Origin of the sequence: Ruegeria atlantica (assembly GCF_013033965.1) — a bacterium.
Lineage (GTDB): Bacteria > Pseudomonadota > Alphaproteobacteria > Rhodobacterales > Rhodobacteraceae > Ruegeria > Ruegeria atlantica_D.
This window is the reverse complement of record NZ_WQFE01000015.1, coordinates 18,862-37,471: the sequence shown is the minus strand read 5'-3', so window position 1 is coordinate 37,471 and position 18,610 is coordinate 18,862. Positions and strand designations below refer to the sequence as shown.

Below are 18,610 nucleotides of genomic sequence, written 5' to 3'. Positions count from 1 at the left end.
CCTTAATGAGCCGTGCGCGCGCGTGGATCGAGCAGCGCGTTGATCAGGTCGGCCAAGGCCGTCGAGACCACGAAAAGCGCCGTGGAAATAAGAACTGAGCCCATGACAATCGGGTAGTTTCGGGTGGTGATGCTATCGATCACCAGTTTGCCCAGACCCGGTCGGGCAAAAACGATTTCCGCAAAAACCGCCGAGCTGAGAAGAAAACCCATCCCAACGCCGATCACGGTAACGACCGGCAAAATGGCGATGCGCAACGCGTAGACCATGACCACGCGACGTTCAGCGATACCAAAGGCCCGAGCTGTGCGCACATGGCTTTCACCCATAACTTCCAGCATGGATGCCCGAACCAAGCGAGCAATGTATCCGACCCAGCTGAGCCCGATGGCAAAGGCTGGCAGAACCAGATGGTTTAGGCGGTCCCAAAAGCCTTCTCCGGCCCCGATGGCGGGAAACCATTGCAGATGCACGGCGAAAATTAAGAGCGCCAAGAGCGCGACAACAAAGGCCGGGGCCGCAACGAAGCTGACGGATATTGCGGCGGCGATCCGATCAATCAACGTATTGGGATGCGCAGCCGCATAGGCACCAAGCGCAATGCCCAGGCTTGCCGACCACAGGATCGACGCAAAAATCAGCTCCAGCGTGAATGGCAATTGCTGGAACACTATGTCGGTTACGGAACGACCCGAAAATACATCAGTTCCCAGGTCACCCTGCAAAAGGTTTCCGTAGAAGATCAAAAGTTGTTTCCAGATTGGTTGATCAAGCCCTAGTGCAGCGGTGAGTTGGGCCTGAAGCTCGGGCGTGGCGCGCGGTCCCAACATGATCTGGACCGGATCGCCGGGCACGGCGCGGATCATCAGGAACATGACGGTGACCGCTACGAACAGGATGAGCAGCGACAGCCCGAAGCGACGGGTTGCGAAATTCAGCATGGCCAACTGGCTCCTTATGGCTTGATGGCGTTCATTTTGGCACGGCGAGCATCACGCGCCCGCCGCACCCGATCGACCTGGGGAGGTCAGGTCGCCTTGCCGAAATAGCGAAGCAACGACAGGCCGTCCGGCCGCAACGCAGGAATGACACGTGCGCTGTGAATGACCGGCGTTGCCTCATGGGTGATGAAGCGATAGGCCCCGCTTTCTTCCATCAGATCCTGTGCACGCTGATACATCTCTGCCCGCTTTGCGATATCCGTTTCAGCAGCCGCAGTTTCATGAATCTCGTTGAATTCCGGGCTGTTGAAACGTTCCCAGTTCCATTTCCCGATCTGCTCGGGCGTGAACCACGACGTTGCATAGTATGGGTCCGGTGTCATCGAAAAGCGGTTCAGAACCAGCTGCAGGTTCTCATTGTCACCAGACGCCCAAAACGCCCCGGATTCAAGAACGTTCACCTCAACCGCGATCCCAATCTGCGCCAGCGTGGCCTGAATGATCTGAGCGGTTGTGGTGAAGGTCGTCTTGTTCAGCGTATCGAGGGTCAGCGTGACATTGGTCTCACCGGATTCCGCAAGCAGCTGGGCCGCTTTCTCGAAGTTCGCCTCAGGCGGCACCAGCGAAGATGACCGATGACCGGCAAGGCCCGGTGCAATGATGCCGGTCGAGGGTTCAGCAGCACCAAAATACGCGGCCTCCAGAATACTGGGAACATCCACCGCGTGTTGAATCGCCTGCCGCAGTTTTTGATTTTGCAGCTTCGGGTGTTCGACGTTCATGCCCATCCAGACATAATAAAGCGAGGGTTTTTCGACCAGCGATCCACCATTGGGGACCCCGGCACGATACCGTTCGACCGAACCCAGCGATACGCGGGTAACGTCCAGCTCACCTGCCTCGAACGCAATCTCGGCAGTGTTTTCATCGTCAATCGGATAGATTTCGACAGTATCCCAAGTGGGGGCATCCCCTTTCCAGTCAGGGTTGCGTTTAAGAACCGTCTTTTCCTTGGGCGACCAGCTGTCGCGCAGGTAAGGACCGGATTCTGCAACCGGATCGGCACCGATCCGGCCGCCGGCGGCTTCGACTGCAGCTTTTGAGACGATGTTACCGGTAATGTACGGCAGTGCGATCGACCAGATCGGTGCGAACGGTTTGTTCAGCACAATAGTACCTTCGCGCTCACCGGTCACATCCACATGGCTGAATGGCCCCAGATCGGGCTTGTTCGGACTGTCGGTCGCGTCGTCCACGATCCGTTCCATGCTGAACTTGACGTCCTCGGCGGTCATTGCGCCAAATCCGTTGGTGAACCCGATATCGTCACGCAATGCAAATTTGATATGGGTCGGATCGACCTGCTCAATCATCGTGGCGGCATCCAGCTGCCAGCCCCATTCCTCGCCGGGTTTGTACTGAATCAGCTTGTTGTAGATCGAGGCATGAACCTCTTCTTCAACGACACCAACAGAATGGGCCGGATCCATGTTCTGCGCATCACCATAAGCCCGAACCCGCAATACGCCGTCATCTGCGGCAAACGCGCGGTTCGCCCATCCCATCGGAAGCGCCGTAGCGGCCCCAAGCGCGGTTGCGCCCTTCAGAAACCCCCGGCGGCCTACATTGGCCTTTGTCCATTCGATCTTCATAGTATCCTCCCTTGGATTAAGTCATAGAAGCCCGCGCGGAACGGTTTCGGACCATTCCTTCGTCAGAACTTCGATTTCATCCGCGCCTTCGGTGGCGCGTAGCTTGCGGTCGAGATAAAAATTCTGTGCGTCGCAGGTCATCCGGCATTCGGTCGAGATCGCGACTTGCCAATCCGCCCGCTCAAAGATGAAATTCCAGGCGGTCTCGAAACAAGCGGATGCCGGATCATCGGGGTGAATGCTGTAATGCATGCGCACGTCACTGCCGACGATCAGATCGTGATAAGGGTCGCGCGTTTTGCCGTAATCATCAAACGTCTTTAGCAAGACCTGACCATCATCGGTCACGGTGCCTTCGGAATGCGCGGATGGTGGGCGCAATTGTTCAGCGGCAAGAACCGGATAATTCTGCGCCGGGCCGGGTTCCGAGGCTTGAACCTCATGCGTGACGTCGCGTACCGGCAAATGCAGGGCGCAATCCCGCAAGTGCAAAGTCACCTCTGCCGAATGCGGCGCTGGCCAGACGATCGGCCAGTACGACGTCGACAGCGCCAGCCGTAACACGTGACCCTCGCGCAAATGATGCGCGCATTCGTTCAGGGCAATCTCGGCCTCATAGATTTCACCCGGTTGCAGGGTTTCGGGCATTTCGTGGCTGCGGTAGTGGCACAGGTTCAACGGACGATAGCTGATGCGCTGCGATACACCTTCGGGCGAGACATCGCACAGCCTTGCGACAATCTGGGCAACCGGTTGATCCACCGAGAACCGGAATTTGAGCTTTGCGCGGCCCAGCAGCTCCAGCGGGGCTTGCAGCGGTGCGCTGTCAAAACACATCGACAGGGCATCATCCCTTGCCTGGTCGCCTGCAAGTTCATTGTCGATCCGCATGCCAGCGCAGAAATACCCGCCTTCCCCGCCGACGTGACTGGGTGATATGACGGCGACCGTGCCTGTCGCCGGTTCCTGCGAAAACCCGCCGGGCGCCAAATGCCAGATCTGTTCGGATATGTGCGGCGACGGCCAGGTGGTTTCGGCAATCCAACGACCTTGCCGGGCAGAGTTGAGCGCCATCGGATTGAAATGTTCCTGCATGTATGTCCGGTACGCAGGAAGGTCCTCGGCCCCATTTTCCTGCCCTTTCAGCCAACGGTCAAACCAGCCGATTACTTCGGAATGAAAGTCCGCAGGATCGAGTTTCGAGATATGCGCATAGCGGTGTTCCCACGGTCCAATGACGGCCTTGGTTGGCACCATCAGGTTGGCTGCCAAAGCCGGGGGCGCATTGACATAAGCATCTGCCCAGCCGGTGATGGCCAAAACGGGGGTTTGGATCGCGGACCAATCCTCGCAAACCGAGCCATGTTTCCAAAACGCGTCACGCGTCTGATGGCGCAGCCAATCTGCCGCTGAGAATGGAACGTTTTGCAGCCGGGCCAGCCAGTCCTCTCGCCAATCCGCACGAAGGTCCGGATCAGCGGGTCGGGTCAGATAGGCAAACATCTGACTGCCCCAGTTCATGTTGTCACTCAGCAGGCACCCACCCATGAAATGGATGTCATCCGCATAGCGGTCCACGGTCGAGGCGACGCTGACCACCGCTTTCAACGCGGGTGGTTGTCGGAAGGCCAGTTGCAGACCGTTAAACCCACCCCACGAAATTCCGATCATCCCAACTTGGCCGTCACACCATTCCTGCGCCGCGATCCAGGCTATGACTTCCTCACCATCACGCAGCTCCTGTTCAGAATATTCGTCATCAAACTGCCCTTCGCTGTCCCCGGTGCCGGCTATGTCGACCCGGATGCAGGAATAGCCCGCCTCGGCAAATACCGTGTGTGTTGTTTCATCTCGTGGCGCAGTGCCGTCGCGTTTACGGTAAGGCAGATATTCCAAAATAGCTGGGGCGGGACCCGTGTCAGGCAACCAAAGACGTGCAGCAAGCCTCCGCCCATCAGAGAGTGTGATCCATGTGTTTTCGATGGTTTCAAATGGCATTTGCGGGCTTGTCTATTGCGAGCTGATGCTGAAGAAGAAACCAGTTTGCAGGGAAAACAAATTGTGCAATTTTGCGCGAATTGATGCTATTTGTCGCGAGATAGCGTCAAAACGAGAAAGGTTTCACTTATGTCAGAGAATTTTTCTGCAAACCTAAAGTCGTTATGCGCAGAACACGGAAGTATTTCGCAAATTTGTCGTGATATCGGCGTCAACAGGCAGCAATTTAATCGCTACCTGAATGGTTCTAGCCTGCCTTCGGCCCACAACATGCGCCGCATTGCACGCCATTTCGACCTGACAGAGGCTGAACTGTTCGCGGAAACGACAAGCTTTGAGCGAATGTTAAAGGGTGTCCTGCCACAAATTGGCAAAACACCCACAGAAGCGTTTCTGGATCCCTTTCGGGATCAACAGAAAAACCTCAGGCGTTACGTAGGTTTCTATCATTCATATTTTTGCACGCCATCCTGGGAAGGAAAGATCTTCTGTTCGTTGATCCGCATTCAGGAAGTGGATGGGCTATTCACGATCCGTTCCAGGGAGATTGCCACCTCATCAGATAAAAGCACTCATCAGATTTCGCGCTATGCTGGTTTGGTGACTATGCGAGGAAACAGGATATTTGTGACTGAACACGAACTCGTAAGAGAGGGCAGCGTCGCCAATACAATCCTGTACTCCGCGCACCGTCAACAATTGAAGTATCTGCGAGGAATGACCATGGGTGTCGCATGGCGCCCTTACCCACATCCTTACGCAGCTAAAACAATCTGGAAACGCTTGCACGAGCGTGTTTCAGCGCGCGAGGCTATAGCCGCTTGTGGTATCTATCCGATCCAAAGTACTAAGATTGATCCAACGGTCAGGAAGCACCTGACCGAGACTTGAAGCGTCGAACTGACATAAGCGGTGGCGCAGTTTCTTCAGTACCGCATCCAGTTCCAGCGACACATTCTCGGTCAGGCTTTGCTAAATCAGCTTTACCAATCGCTCCGATGACGAAACTTCATCCCTATCGTTCTGCCCGGAGGATTTACGGGCAGAGATCAATTTGCGCAAACATTGCTCGTCGGCTCCGGCGACGTCAGTCGCAATGCAGCGATATTCGTGCCGCTCCCGCGAGCGAATGCTGCGTCGGCAACGGCAGCGCGAGCAAAAGTCGGGTCTGTCCGCGTCTCGGTGGTCGAAGTAGCTCGCTGCGAAAATGAGCTTTAAAATTTACGTCTCAGAACAGCTTTCAACGACCGATCTGGTGAAAATCACCGCGTTGCCAAATTCTCGGTGCTGTGGGCGCGAAGATTTTCTGCGTCAGCACCAGCGGCATGAGAAAAAGACGGCTCTGTCCCGCTCCGATGACCATCAGGACCCCGGAGATGTGCACCAGCAGCGAACGACTCCTTTGACAGGCCGTGGTGCAGCAAAGGCGGGCTCCGGCCAATGGCAGCTTTGTGCTGCCTTCATCAAGGTTGAGTAACTTCTCTGTTAGATGCTGCAGCACTTCCGATGCCGGGTTCGAGGCTAAAACCAGGAATGCTGCGCTCTACACGTATATCCGCTCTTGGTGTTGCTGTTCCAAACGCGTCAGGACAAGAGAGCGCACGTTACCGAAGTTTGTGTCGAAGATCTTCACAGACTTTGGTTGGACCGAGTGACGAAAGCGGCTTTCTTTGACCGCTACCTGCGCTTCGGCCGCAGGGATTGCACTTTTTGATGCGGGACTTCAACCAACCATCGCAGCCAGCGCCGTTTTTGGTTCGTTACTGGACAGCAGCGGCCAGCTAAGAGTCGAATTTTGGAGCCATCACTTTGAGAAAGTTATTAAGAATCATTTAGATATCATCTGATGATGCAATCAGGTTGACCTAAGGTAAGGCTTTGTTATGCCCTCATAAATCACGCATCCTCATTCAAAAAACAACTACTTCAGCCCAGACCGAATTAAGCCTTAGCCTTCTGAAGGCGTTTAAATAAATTCTAAAGCGCCCAAGTAGCCACCAACCTTTCAACTTTAACTGCGCCTGTGCGGGAGTGAGTTACACCCTTCAGGCCCCTATTCGAACAGGATGGTCCCCATGAATTCTATTCTGCGTGGTAGCCTGGTTACTCAAATCATCATCGGCCTTGTTGCTGGTGCTCTTCTCGCCACCCTTTGGCCTGCCGCCGGTTCAGCCGTCGGCCTGCTTGGCGACTTTTTCGTCGACGCACTGAAAGCCGTTGCGCCAATTTTGGTTTTGATCCTGGTTTGCGCGGCGATCACAAACCACAAAAAGGACAGCGAGGCGCGCATGGGCCCCGTGGTTTTATTGTATATTCTCGGAACCTTCGCAGCTGCACTGGTTGCCGTTGCAGCCAGCTTCATGTTTCCGATCACATTGCATCTAACGGGTACGCCCCAGCTTCTGGATGCACCGGATGGTTTGGCCGAGGTTGTCAAGAACATCCTACTGAAAATCGTCGATAATCCGGTGAATGCACTGGCAACCGCGAACTATATCGGCATTCTCGCCTGGGCCGTTGGCCTCGGGTTGGTCTTCCGCCACGCCAGCGACTCGACCAAAACCCTGATGTCGGACCTGGACGGCGCAATCACCAAGATCGTCGCAGCAATAATCCGGGTGGCCCCAATCGGTATCTTCGGTATCGTGGCCTCGACGATCGCAGAGACCGGCTTTGAAACGCTTGCAAGCTACGGTCAATTGCTGGCGTTGTTGATCGGTTGCATGGTTTTCATGGCCTTGGTTGTGAATCCGCTGATCGTGTTCCTGCGCATTCGCAAAAACCCTTATCCGTTGGTTTTCACATGCCTGCGGGAGTCCGGGATCACCGCTTTTTTCATGCGTAGCTCGGCCGCGAATATTCCGGTGAATATGGAACTTTGCCGTCGCATGAATCTGGATGAAGAGACCTATTCGGTCACTATCCCAATCGGCGCCACGATCAATATGGCCGGTGCCGCCATAACCATCACGGTCATGACGCTGGCAACCGTTCATACAATGGGCATTCAGGTCGATTTCCTTTCGGCCCTTTTCCTGAGCATCATTGCCTCGATTGCTGCTACTGGAGCTTCGGGTGTAGCGGGCGGATCACTGCTGCTGATACCAATGGCTGCCAGCTTGTTTGGTATCGACAACGCAACGGCTATGCAGGTGGTTAGCATCGGCTTCATCGTCGGCGTACTGCAGGATTCTGCGGAAACCGGTTTGAACTCATCGACGGACGTTCTGTTCACTGCTGCGGGATCGTATAAGCAAGGTGATCCCTACCCACGCAAACTACCCGTGGCACAGGTGGCCGCTTAGTCACTGCATAAACACTTCCTACAACCGCCGGCTTCAGTCGGCGGTTGAGCGGCCATTTGGTCCGCGATCCGTGAAGTCGCGTGCCGAACGATCTTGCGAGCGTAGCGAATGGCCGGTCTGGTGAAGCTGAAGTACGGTGGCGGCATTTACGACGAAAGCCTCTTATCGGCATTTCCAATGGTTACCGCTAATGAGACGCGCTAACTAAAAAGTCGCTTTCGTGTATCGGAGTCAGCAGCTCGAACCACAGGTGGACTGCTCAACCATGCGGACCAAAACCGGAACCGGACTAATCAGACCCTAGCAATTTCCTCCGGCATAGGGTTCCAATCAAAATAGGTTCGAACCAGCCCGTGATCGCCCGCACCCTCCGCTTTGTCTTCCGAACGCCCGACGTGATCATTAAAGATCTCCATCTCGCGGAAGCTCCAGTGGCGTTTCCGGGAATGATCGTAGAACTCCTCGGAAACAAGGATATGATCGAGGCTCTCAAGCTTATTCTTGAAGATGTAGGTATAATAGACGTGGCGCATAGACCGCAGCTGCTGGAGTCGTTCGGCGGAATAGAGCCCCTTGTTTGCGGACAATCCAGCCGTGCTTTTCTCAATGACACGATATCCAGGCTGGTCCGAAATAAGTTCGTTGGTGACAGACAATGTTCCATCGTTGAGATCACCCATCACAACGACCGGCGACAGCGCGTCCTTGTCTTCGGAGACCATGACCTCGTCTAGCATAGCGCGCAACGCTCCGGCCTCCATAACGCGCCGCACGTGGGACAAGGCGCTCTTGGCTATGTTAGGATAGTCGTTCAAAATCTGCGGCTTCGGGCGCGCAAAGCTGACTCGCGCCGGTCCCTTTGATTTAAGATGTGCGACGTAAACAGTCACCACAGGTGGTTTTGGGCTTCTGCCTTCTGATTGTACTTGCGCATGCAAAACGGGACGGGAAAACTCACTTAGTGTAATTGTGACCTCTTCCTCGGCACCCGCGGTTTCGCGGACTTTCTCGAACTTGAAGTTGTCGGGAAACTTCGCTTCCCAACCCGCTCCGGGCAGGAGTTGACTTTTGCCCTTGCGATCCTTTCGCACGGCCAAGGCCACCTGCGGTCGACCGCGGCCCGGAGCATCCCGAGCAACTAGATCATAGTGGTCGATAAGCCCGGCCGCTTCGAAGGCATCAACGAGCGCCTGCTTTGCCCAAAGCTCCTGAAACCCAATAACTTCGGCATCGAGACGAACGAGTTGTGCAGCAGTCCACTCGATCTTTCGACGATACTCAGCCCGTCCTTCTTCAGTGTCCGGAATGGCCGGCTTATCTTCGTCGTAAGTGATCCCGCCTGGAACCTGCAGATTATATAGATTGAATGTAGCAAAGCTGAGGTCGCGCATGTTTTTGGTCATTCAATGTTCTCCTGAAATGCAAGTGCTTGTATTTATACTCCATTTGAAATCTGCAAAAAACGATACCTAGCGATAGGCTTCGTTGGTACGTCAGAGGCCTAGTCTGGCGCTTCCGTGCAGATTGGCAAAATCCGACAAATATACATGGCTTGAACACCGCCATCGGGTTGCTCGATCAGCAACACCGGCTCCGCACCTTCGGTAACAAGGATCGCGGAACTTCCGGCGGTGTAGACTTGGCTTCCGGATTGCAGCTGACCGGCAATGTCAGAAAGGTCAATGTCGCCACTGCTTCTTGAGAAGACGTCCAGCCCAGCATCAGCCTGGTCTGCTAGCGTCGAAAGATCAGTGACACCCATGGGAAGTTGATTGAGTTCCTCAACCATTTGTCCCTGTGCGGTTACGTTCGTCGAACCGAAGAGCAGAAACGGTGTAGCTAGTAAGAGACTATTCCTCATTTGCGAGACTCCTTGACTGCAAAACAAACCATGATCCGATAGACAGTATTCCCGTAGAGCTGGCGATCAGATCAATCCATACCAATGTACGCAAGTATTTCCGATGACACTCCATGAAGAAGGTTGTCGGGGACAGGTCGTCTGGAAATACGCATCCGCCAAAAGGCTCAACCCTCATTATTTCGACATTGAAGCTGAGCGCGACATTTTGGGCAATGAAACCAAGAACAATCATAACCAATGCACTCAATCCAGTGATCAAAATCAGGCCTCGGTTTTGTATCTGCGCTACATCTTTATCCTTGATAATGCCAACTGCGCGAATGATGAGGAACACTGACGCGCCGAACAGTGCTCCACCTAGCGCAGTTGTCGTGTCAAAAAACCGCAAGTAGCCTTCTAGGGCCGCCGATAGAGCGTCAGTTATGTCGCTGTTCATCATTGTATTTTCTCAGGTTTCGATCAAAAGCGCACCCTATGCATTGTATAATATCAACAACTGGCCAAAGTATGTCCATCGTCAGACAGTTCTCATTCATGCGGGTGTTTCGCCCGAGATTGAAGCATGCCGTTGAACCGAGGCACTTTGCGTATTGGTCTACAATAGACAGGGAGTAAAAACTAAGCCAAGCAATCGCTTGGTTGTCGGCGGTAATATAGTGGGTTTTTTGCGCCTGCGGCGAATGCTGGGAAAGCGGGTTGCTACCGCGGCGGTCGAGTGTGGTAGTCAACGAACGGTTTGGGCCGTCTTTGGAGACGGCCTTGTACCTAATTTCCATGACGCTTGAGCACAGTTCTGAGATACTGGGTCGAATGCCAGGTTTGATGTGCACAGAATACCCCGGCGCAGCCTTTAAGTGTCAACTGATGCTTGGCCGATTTCTGGATGGATCCACGATATGTCCGCCCGGTTTCTGGATCGCGTAATGCGCCTTCCCATACCGTGCCATCAAAGACCAATTCGGTCAGGATCATATCGCCAACCTGCGCATGAGGCGTATCGTCCTTGTTCCAAACCCAAACAAGACGTCCACACTTCGTTGCTTTTTTCGATGGGCAATCTTCAAAAGCGACAATCACGCCGAGTCCGGGGGATGCGTAGTGGCCTTTGAGGTCAAAGGCTTGTCCTTGGCTGGCCAACATACCGACGACAACCGCAATCACCAAAAAAGCTGTTTTGACCATTCGGATGCGCAAACGCGGCGCGACGCGGGCGAATTCGGTTAAGTATCTTGGGTGCTCCGTCTTCATTAGCCGATCCCACCAAGAAAAATAAAGCCCGTGGTTATAGCCCGCATGCGCATGGTGCATATCGTGATGAGTAACGCTCGTTAGCCAGCCAAAGACAGGCTTGCCTTTTGCATTGGCAGGGAAGATTTCGATCCCGCAGTGCCCGATTGCATTGCGCAGCATCATGTGGGTCACAAAGATGAACAGCGTGACAGGGTGTGTTGGCAGAATGATCAGAACCAAAGGCAAGTAGGCAGCGTTCACCACGGCCTCACCAATGTCAAAGCTGTAGGAGGTGAAGGGAGTCGGTTGGTGTGATCTGTGATGCAAGCGGTGAAACCGGCGAAACAGGGGCGGGTAGTGCAGGGCACGATGTGTCCAATAAAACCACGCATCATGAAGGATAATCAGGACCGCGATACTGAACGCAAAATAGGTCCAGCCAAATGCGGCTATGTCTTGGTAGATTGTGATGACACCCGCCTTGGCACCAAGCGCGATGCATGTCCCTGCGGCGGTAAAGATAAGCACCGTGCGCAGGCTGGTCAGGATCTCGCGGAGGATTTGACCTTGTGGCACTGCAGAGGGTCTAATTTTCTGCGCATCAAGACGCCGCGCCAGCATGATATTGATAAATAGATACGTGCCGCCGGCGCCAATAACATAGCGTAAGAGGTCTCCGCCGAAGACATCCGTGTAGATGGATAGAAGTGTGGCTGGCTGAGTCATTGTCTGCTCCGAATGCGAATTGTCATGTGGCGGACTGTGGCCAGCGACGCAAATCAGAGCACGCTGAATTTGAAAACCGACCCGTTTCTTGCAATATCGGCGAGGATTTTTCAGTTTCAGTATGGCTATACCGTTGACCGGCGGGGTAAATCCGACTTCGATTGCGCCTGTGATGTCAGACCCAATGATTTTGGATATCTTCCTGCGCGGTAGTGCCATCGGCACGCTCGTGCTATGCGCCGCTGTCTTCATGAGAAACGGGGGCTTCCAGCGTAAAAGCATGGCAGTTGTCTTGCTGTGCCTCAGTTTTGGCCCCTATTTGATTGTGTCCTCACCAAGCATCGATCTGAACGACAGCGCAGTTCGGTCTGTGTTCGTGATGATCGCGGGTGTGATCCCTGTCTTGCTTTATTGGGCCGTAATTGAGCTGTTCCAGGATGACGTTTTTGTTCGACCTTGGCAGATCTTGACCGCTGCGTTGATAGTCGGATTGGCGTGGCTTTCTCAACTACAGCTGCAACTTGGTGCAGTTCGCGGTATCTGCGTACTGATCTTCTTTTTCCATAGCCTGTGGATCGTAGTTTCAGGTCAGGCAGGGGATCTGATTGAGGCCCGCCGCCGGTTTCGGCGTTGGTTTCTGATCTGGATCCTCAGTTTGGGAATTCTCATTACCGGATTTGAAATCACCCATTTGGATAAAGCGCTTCCTATCTGGGTCTTTGCACTACAGGCGAGTGCATTTTTCCTGTCCGCAGGCGCATTCCTGCTGTGGTCGGTTCGCGTGGTTCCAGACATCTGGATACCGAGCACTCCAAAGCGGGATGACCAAGCCAGCCCAGCGCAGTCCGCGCTCATAACGCGTATTGAAGCCGCGATGTCTGAGGGTCTGTGGCGCAGCGAAAGGCTGACCGTTGCCCAAGTGGCCGCACATCTTGGGACACAGGAACACCGCATTAGGTCCGCAATCAATCAAGGTATGGGGCACCGGAATTTTGCGAGCTTCGTGAACGCGTTCCGCATTCAAGAGGCGCAAGCCATGTTATCATCGCCCGAGCTGGCAGAGCGCTCGGTCCTGAGCATCGCATACGATGTGGGATTTTCCTCGCTGGGGCCATTCAACCGCGCCTTTCGCGCTCAAACCGGGATGACACCTTCGGAATTTCGAAGGACGCATTTACACGAAACGACAAGGTCACGTTTGTAATATATCCGCAAAGCCGCCTTCCAAGCCTGATTTGGAGAAAAACTAACGTCAGAAAAACGACTGCTGTACCGCAGCACCGATCAATGAGGCGGAGGTCTGCCAGGGGTCGTTGCCATTTCCCTTAGTGCAGTATTCTGTCGTTCGGGGCTTGGGAATGCGCAGAAATTGGAGCCAATTTGTTGAGCTTGGTGCATTGGTCGGCCTTCAAATCACCCGAAGAAGCCGAACCCCGATGCATCTGTGTCGCAAATTCTAACAGGATGTGCGCTCTGACCGACGGTTCCACACGGCAAAACTTGGTTTCTTCCGCAGATCACAATGCTTCTGGATCATTCCAATGGAGGAGACCCAAATGTCTGCGAATGAAGACAACATACGGCAACCTGGCTTAGCACTGGCGCTTGTGCCAATCGTGCTGACCCTCTGTGTGCTAGGGCTGCAGCTATTCTATTTCGGCGACTTTACCCCGCACATTCCGCTGGCATTCGGGATCGCGATCACCGGCATTGTTGGCCTCAAGTTGGGTCACAAATGGCCCAGCATCGAAGAAGGTGTATTCCATGTCATCAACATCTCACTGCCGTCGGTATCGATACTGATCACGGTCGGAATGATCATCGGTGTGTGGATCGCAAGCGGCACCGTCCCAACGCTGATCTATTACGGTCTCAAGATATTGTCGCCCGAGCTTTTCCTTGCCGCAGGAATGATCCTTTGCTCCATTGTCTCTGTTTCATTGGGCACATCGTGGGGAACAACCGGCACAGTTGGTTTGGCGCTTATGGGGATCGGTGCCGGGTTTGGTATTCCGATGTATTGGACAGCGGGGGCGGTGGTCTCTGGTGCATTCTTTGGAGACAAAATCTCGCCTTTGTCGGATACGACAAATCTGGCTCCGGCGGTGACAGGAACCAATCTGTTCGATCACATTAGGAATATGCTTCCAACGACAGTTCCTTCGATGCTGATCGCACTGGTGATTTACTTTGTCGTTGGCTTCACTCTGATCGACACGTCCCAGGTTTCATTTGACCGCATCCACGCAATCACTGCGGCCTTGGATGATGCGTTCTGGATTTCGCCAATCATGCTGTTTCCTGCTGTCCTTGTCATCGTTCTGGCGGTCATGAAACAACCTCCGATCCCGTCGCTGTTTGCCGGGGCCGTTGCGGGCGGTGTTATGGCAATCTTTTGTCAGGGGGCTGGGCTGCATGAGACGTTCACTTTCGCCAACAGCGGTTATTCAATCGATACAGGGGTTCCAGAGATCGACCCTTTGCTTAACCGCGGAGGCATTCAGTCGATGATGTGGACGATCTCACTTGTATTGCTCGCTTTGGGCTTCGGTGGAGCGCTTGAACGCGTCGGCTGCCTTCAGGCAATCATCAAAGTTGTGATTTCGAAGGTAAAAACATTTGCCGGCATACAGATTTCGGCGATCCTGACATCTGTCGCGACCAATACCGTGGCAGGTGACCCTTACCTGTCGATTGCACTGCCGGGCCGAATGTATGCGCCTGTCTATCGCGCTATGGGTTATTCCCCGCTAAACCTGTCGCGAGCAGTCGAAGAGGGGGGAACGCTGGTGTCCCCGCTGATCCCGTGGAATGCGGGCGGTGCGTTTGTAATCACTGCACTTGGCTTAGGCATCGCTGACGGGAACTTCGAAAACCTGCTGTATATCCCACTCGCGTTTGCTTGCTGGCTGTCTCCGGTCATCGGTATCATCTATGCTATGACAGGGCTCTTTTCACCAAAAGCGAGCGAAGAAGAGATCCGCTTCTGGGAAGAAAGCGGTGAGCAGGTAGCGAAGATGAGCACCTGACCGTTCTGCACCAACACCATAACGGGTGTTGGTGCCATTCATCCGCCTTGGTCGATATTGGGAGGAGCTACTATGAACACAAGAAACTTTGTCCCAAAGGGCGCGGCTAGCTATCGCATAGACTATGATGGGTCGGCCAAAGAGATCTACTTCTTGCTATTGCCAAAACTGACCATGCTGGCGTTCAGTGCCGCGGTGGAGCCCCTGAGGATCGCCAATCAGGTCACAAACAAAGAGCTTTATAAGTGGTTTCTGATCACCGAGAACGGAACGCCGGTTTCCTGTTCCAACGGGATTGAAATTACGCCGGATTTTGCACTACGCAATCTGCCGCGATCCTCGCGGCTGTTTGTTTGCTCAGGCATTGAACCAGCCGATAGTACGAATCCCAAAGTCCTGTCCTGGATCAGTCGACAGAGAACCTTTGGCTGCAATCTGGGTGGAATTTGCACCGGCGCTTTTGCCCTTGCCAAGGCCGGGGTTCTGCCGGGAAAAAGGTTTACGTTGCACTGGGAAAACCACCCGGCTTTCATCGAACATTTTGATGATCTGGAGCCATCGGCAAACCTGTATGAAATCGACAACGAGCTTATGACGTGTGGTGGCGGCAATGCCGCAACTGATATGATGTTGGACATGATCGAATCCGACTTCGGAAACGACCTGGCGGTCATCGTATCAGACATGTGTATCCACTTTCGGTCCAACAATAGCAAAACGCTTCAGAAATCAGCCTTCTCGGTGGCCTTGGGCAGTCGCAATCAATACCTGATCAATGCCATGCAGATCATGCACGAAAACCTGGAAGAGCCGCTGGATATCTCTGAAATAGCAGAAGCCGTACAGATATCTCGTCGTCAACTGGAGCGTCTCTTCCAAAAGTATGTAGAAACTTCACCTGTCCAGTTTTATATCGAACTGCGCGTCGCGAGGGCTTACGCATTGCTCAGCGAAACCGAGATGGCGGTCGCCGAAATCGCGGCAGCCACTGGCTTTAGCAGCGCTACCCAGCTTACCGTACGATTCAAGAAACGCTACGGCGAGGCACCAACTTCATTCCGGAGGGGATGGTCAGAAAGACGCGATTAAACTGCATCTGACCAATATCAGAAGTCAATTACTTTGAATTGTTGACTTAGGTAATGTGCAACCAACCAAGGTCCGCTTTAACAAAGCTGCGATGCGGCATCTTTGGCATGGCGAAAGTCAGGAAAGGGCCGTGAACGACTATGACTACTCCAAAAAAATGCGCAGCTATTATCTGTAACGCCGTCCATCATCCTGCTTAGCTATCGTCAATCGTATCCCGGATCGGAAATCGACCTAAGAAAAACGGCGCTTGGCTCGTCAGACGGAAAGAAAAGCTCGATCTTCAAGTCGTCAAGCGTCACATCTGTGACCGTGCTGAATTGTGCGATGGTGCCAAACATTGAAACTCGCTGGCTTCCAAAGCGATAGATCGCGGGAACCGTTGGTCCAATGGCCTTGTCCCTGTGGGTTTTCGCAAAAGGTGCAAGCGCCCGTGCCGCCGCGTCCAACTCCGGCAGCCCACCGGCATTCGCGCTTTCCGAACGTAGCCTTAGCATCGTATGATGCGCAACCTCGGGCCAGTTTTCTACGAGCTCCGCCATAACCGAGCTTGTCACAAGCGACAGCAGGCTTTGCCCGTTTTCGATCCCGAGCGGAGCAAAAAGCACTTCGGCAGGCCTGTTCAGCTTGACGATCTTCCAGACCCGATCCAACACCATACCCGGATAAGGTTCATGCTGTTTCAGCGTCCATTCGACCGCGTCGCGGATTGGTGCCATGGCAACATCATCAAGCGGGGTCGTTGCAAAGCGGGCGGCAAAGCCTTCTGCACGCATCATCTGGTTTCTGGCATCGACAGGAATATCCATGACATCCGACAGATGAAGGATCATGTCCGGGCTGGGTCGGGACCGGCCGGTTTCGAGAAAAGATATATGACGCGCACTCACATCGGCTTCAGTTGCCAGGTCAAGCTGACTCATTCGTCGACGCTTCCGCCATTCTTTCAGCAAACTGGGATACGGGGTCATAAAGCCAGCATAACAACCGCGCGAACAGAAATCACTTACCTCTGACGTAATTGATTTCTGCACAGCTCCAATCGCATGAAAGAGATCAATGAAAGGAGGCCGTCATGACCCCACAACAATCCGCCATGCGCCTGTCCGGCGCAATTCTGGTCGTCACCGGAGTTCTGTTTGCATTGACTGCACTACCAGCTTTGCACGTTCTGGCGCATATCTTTCTGACAGTGGCTTATTGGCCGATCCATTCCGTTGCATCCGACATATCGGTCCCGTCGCCGTTGTTGCTTGCAATTGCCGGGGGTCTGACCGCCGGATTGGGAGCAATGCAATGGGCCTTGGGAACTTACATCGCGCCTCTGTCATCCACCGCGGCAGCCAAAGTGGCAAAGATCGCCGCGTGGGTCTGGTTTTGCACAGACAGCACAGGCTCTGTTCTGGTGGGAGCGCCAGTCAACGTTGCCCTGAACCTGTCATTCCTGCTTTTGATCCTGCTGTGCAGCCGACCTCAAACTGACGATAACCCTTGACACTTGATGTCTTTGACAATGCAGCGAATGTCGGGAAAGCAAACTGCGATTGCCGTACCGGAACCCTCTGCTCAACGGCAGGAAAAGGCCGCAATTGCCTGAGTGAAACGAATAGCGCTACAAGGTGGTCATTGTTCTATTTTTGGTGTGTACGGTATTAAGCCAGCCGTTAGGTGGGGCAAGTTTGCCCCACCGTCCCAGTTGTCAGCCTGTTTGAGCGTTGTGCCCGAAATACAGAAACTCACGATCCATCCCGGCTACGTCAGCTGCTTCCAGTGAGAGGCTGGGGTTGTCGAGCATCTTATAGCTTTTCTGCGATTTGACCCACTCATCTGCATTTTGAAGGGTAGTCAGCGTATAGCTGGTGGTTTCATTCAGGTAGTGTGTAGGTATGATGATCTTGGGTTTGAGTTTGGCAACGATGTCATTTCCCTGTTTGTAATCCAAAATGTGTTGTGAACCATCGACAGGAAGCGTCAATACGTCGACCTGGCCAATAGCGTTCCAAAACTCCTGCGGTGGATTGTGGCGGTTGTCGCCCCAAATTAACGTGCGGATACCGCCGGTCTCCACCAGATAGACCACCATATCCATGTGACTAACATTGTCTGGCGGACAAGCCTGTACACCGAACTCACCCAGCGCATTTGTCCAATCGTACCATCCCGGCGCGCGACAGACATGCTTATCGGCAAAGCCAGTAATTTTGAGGTCTGCAAATTCGAAATTGCCGACCATCCTGTCCAGTACCATCGTCGAAATGGGCCGGTGAATCGCGTCGTGGTCGAAATGGGTGTGTGTAGACATACAGATATCTACTGGCGTTTCCGGAAACTCGTTCTTGAACCAAAGTCCCCACGCGCCGGACGGATCATCCCTCCAGGGATCAAAAAGAACTGTTGCACCACCCGGTGACGTAATCTTGATTGCACAGTGACCGAAATAGTCGATACCAACCGCGCCTTCGACCGTGTTGCCGGTCGTTTTTTGCAGTTCAATTACGCCGTTGTTGTTGCCTGGTTGGGTCCAGTCAGTGGACTGGGCCTTGGCGGAAGTCGAATTCAGAAGGGTTGTAGCACCTCCAATCCCGGCGGCGCCAGCCGCCATGAAGAACGATCGGCGCGACAGTCCCGGCGCCATCTTATCCTCGTCACCCCGCAATAGTGCCGGTTTCAGATTGAGCTCGTCTTTTTCCATATTACTCGTCCCCGTTGTCGAATGATCCGGGTTTGTCCTCGGATAACGTGAGGGTAACAATCGGGCTCACTGTAACAGGCATCG

Annotated in this window: 16 protein-coding genes; 6 read left to right on the top strand and 10 right to left on the bottom strand. The window is 53.8% G+C overall.

Translation table 11 applies throughout. From position 1 onward, the window contains the following. Positions 1 to 2: 2 nt before the first annotated feature. From GOW16_RS20915 to GOW16_RS20905, 3 genes are all read right to left on the bottom strand, one after another. On the bottom strand, positions 3 to 941 hold the full coding sequence (locus GOW16_RS20915; protein ID WP_170419279.1) for an ABC transporter permease: 939 nt from the start codon (positions 939 to 941) through the stop codon (positions 3 to 5). A gap of 86 nt (positions 942 to 1,027) precedes the next feature. Beyond that, the gene (locus GOW16_RS20910; protein ID WP_170419277.1) at positions 1,028 to 2,593 is read right to left on the bottom strand and encodes an ABC transporter substrate-binding protein; all 1,566 of its coding nucleotides are present in this window, start codon (positions 2,591 to 2,593) and stop codon (positions 1,028 to 1,030) included. 21 nt (positions 2,594 to 2,614) lie between these two features. Beyond that, positions 2,615 to 4,591 carry a CocE/NonD family hydrolase gene (locus tag GOW16_RS20905; protein ID WP_170419275.1) on the bottom strand — a complete coding sequence of 659 codons (1,977 nt, stop codon included), beginning with the start codon at positions 4,589 to 4,591 and terminating at the stop codon, positions 2,615 to 2,617. Between the two features lie 129 nt (positions 4,592 to 4,720). Between GOW16_RS20905 and GOW16_RS20900 the strand changes: the two genes are divergently transcribed. Next, a complete protein-coding gene (locus tag GOW16_RS20900) occupies positions 4,721 to 5,482 on the top strand; it encodes a helix-turn-helix transcriptional regulator (protein ID WP_170419273.1) in 762 nt (253 codons plus the stop codon). A gap of 349 nt (positions 5,483 to 5,831) precedes the next feature. Here GOW16_RS20900 and GOW16_RS20895 read toward each other — a convergent pair whose 3' ends face one another. Next, on the bottom strand, positions 5,832 to 6,092 hold the full coding sequence (locus GOW16_RS20895; RefSeq protein ID WP_170419271.1) for a hypothetical protein: 261 nt from the start codon (positions 6,090 to 6,092) through the stop codon (positions 5,832 to 5,834). Between the two features lie 574 nt (positions 6,093 to 6,666). Here GOW16_RS20895 and sstT point away from each other — a divergent pair. After that, a complete protein-coding gene (gene sstT / locus GOW16_RS20890) occupies positions 6,667 to 7,896 on the top strand; it encodes a serine/threonine transporter SstT (RefSeq protein WP_170419269.1) in 1,230 nt (409 codons plus the stop codon). 293 nt (positions 7,897 to 8,189) lie between these two features. Here sstT and GOW16_RS20885 read toward each other — a convergent pair whose 3' ends face one another. The 4 genes from GOW16_RS20885 to GOW16_RS20870 all read right to left on the bottom strand — a co-directional run bounded on the left by GOW16_RS20885 (position 8,190) and on the right by GOW16_RS20870 (position 11,716). After that, positions 8,190 to 9,287: an endonuclease/exonuclease/phosphatase family protein gene (locus tag GOW16_RS20885; RefSeq protein WP_170419267.1), complete on the bottom strand. Its 1,098-nt coding sequence runs from the start codon at positions 9,285 to 9,287 to the stop codon at positions 8,190 to 8,192. A gap of 110 nt (positions 9,288 to 9,397) precedes the next feature. Next, positions 9,398 to 9,757 carry a hypothetical protein gene (locus GOW16_RS20880; protein ID WP_170419265.1) on the bottom strand — a complete coding sequence of 120 codons (360 nt, stop codon included), beginning with the start codon at positions 9,755 to 9,757 and terminating at the stop codon, positions 9,398 to 9,400. Further along, on the bottom strand, positions 9,747 to 10,199 hold the full coding sequence (locus tag GOW16_RS20875; RefSeq protein ID WP_170419263.1) for a hypothetical protein: 453 nt from the start codon (positions 10,197 to 10,199) through the stop codon (positions 9,747 to 9,749). The genes GOW16_RS20880 and GOW16_RS20875 overlap by 11 nt, the downstream gene beginning before the upstream one ends. A 326-nt stretch (positions 10,200 to 10,525) precedes the next feature. Continuing rightward, positions 10,526 to 11,716 (bottom strand): sterol desaturase family protein, encoded by a 1,191-nt coding sequence (locus GOW16_RS20870; protein ID WP_170419261.1) that lies wholly within the window; start codon positions 11,714 to 11,716, stop codon positions 10,526 to 10,528. 121 nt (positions 11,717 to 11,837) lie between these two features. On the opposite strand from GOW16_RS20870, the gene GOW16_RS20865 reads away from it, so the two are divergent. From GOW16_RS20865 to GOW16_RS20855, 3 genes are all read left to right on the top strand, one after another. Further along, positions 11,838 to 12,920 (top strand): helix-turn-helix transcriptional regulator, encoded by a 1,083-nt coding sequence (locus tag GOW16_RS20865; protein WP_217354708.1) that lies wholly within the window; start codon positions 11,838 to 11,840, stop codon positions 12,918 to 12,920. Positions 12,921 to 13,272: 352 nt separating this feature from the next. Further along, positions 13,273 to 14,745, top strand: coding sequence for a Na+/H+ antiporter NhaC (nhaC, locus tag GOW16_RS20860; RefSeq protein ID WP_170419257.1), 1,473 nt, complete (start codon positions 13,273 to 13,275; stop codon positions 14,743 to 14,745). Between the two features lie 72 nt (positions 14,746 to 14,817). Further along, positions 14,818 to 15,834 (top strand): GlxA family transcriptional regulator, encoded by a 1,017-nt coding sequence (locus tag GOW16_RS20855; RefSeq protein WP_170419255.1) that lies wholly within the window; start codon positions 14,818 to 14,820, stop codon positions 15,832 to 15,834. 206 nt (positions 15,835 to 16,040) lie between these two features. Here the strand turns inward: GOW16_RS20855 and GOW16_RS20850 are convergent, their stop codons facing one another. Continuing rightward, complete coding sequence (locus GOW16_RS20850; protein ID WP_302478106.1) at positions 16,041 to 16,805, bottom strand: helix-turn-helix domain-containing protein; 765 nt, start codon at positions 16,803 to 16,805, stop codon at positions 16,041 to 16,043. Between the two features lie 104 nt (positions 16,806 to 16,909). Here GOW16_RS20850 and GOW16_RS20845 point away from each other — a divergent pair, with 104 nt between their 5' ends. Beyond that, positions 16,910 to 17,329: a hypothetical protein gene (locus tag GOW16_RS20845; RefSeq protein ID WP_170419251.1), complete on the top strand. Its 420-nt coding sequence runs from the start codon at positions 16,910 to 16,912 to the stop codon at positions 17,327 to 17,329. A 204-nt stretch (positions 17,330 to 17,533) separates the two neighbouring features. Here the strand turns inward: GOW16_RS20845 and GOW16_RS20840 are convergent, their stop codons facing one another. Next, complete coding sequence (locus tag GOW16_RS20840) at positions 17,534 to 18,526, bottom strand: MBL fold metallo-hydrolase (protein WP_170419249.1); 993 nt, start codon at positions 18,524 to 18,526, stop codon at positions 17,534 to 17,536. Between the last annotated feature and the right edge of the window lie 84 nt (positions 18,527 to 18,610).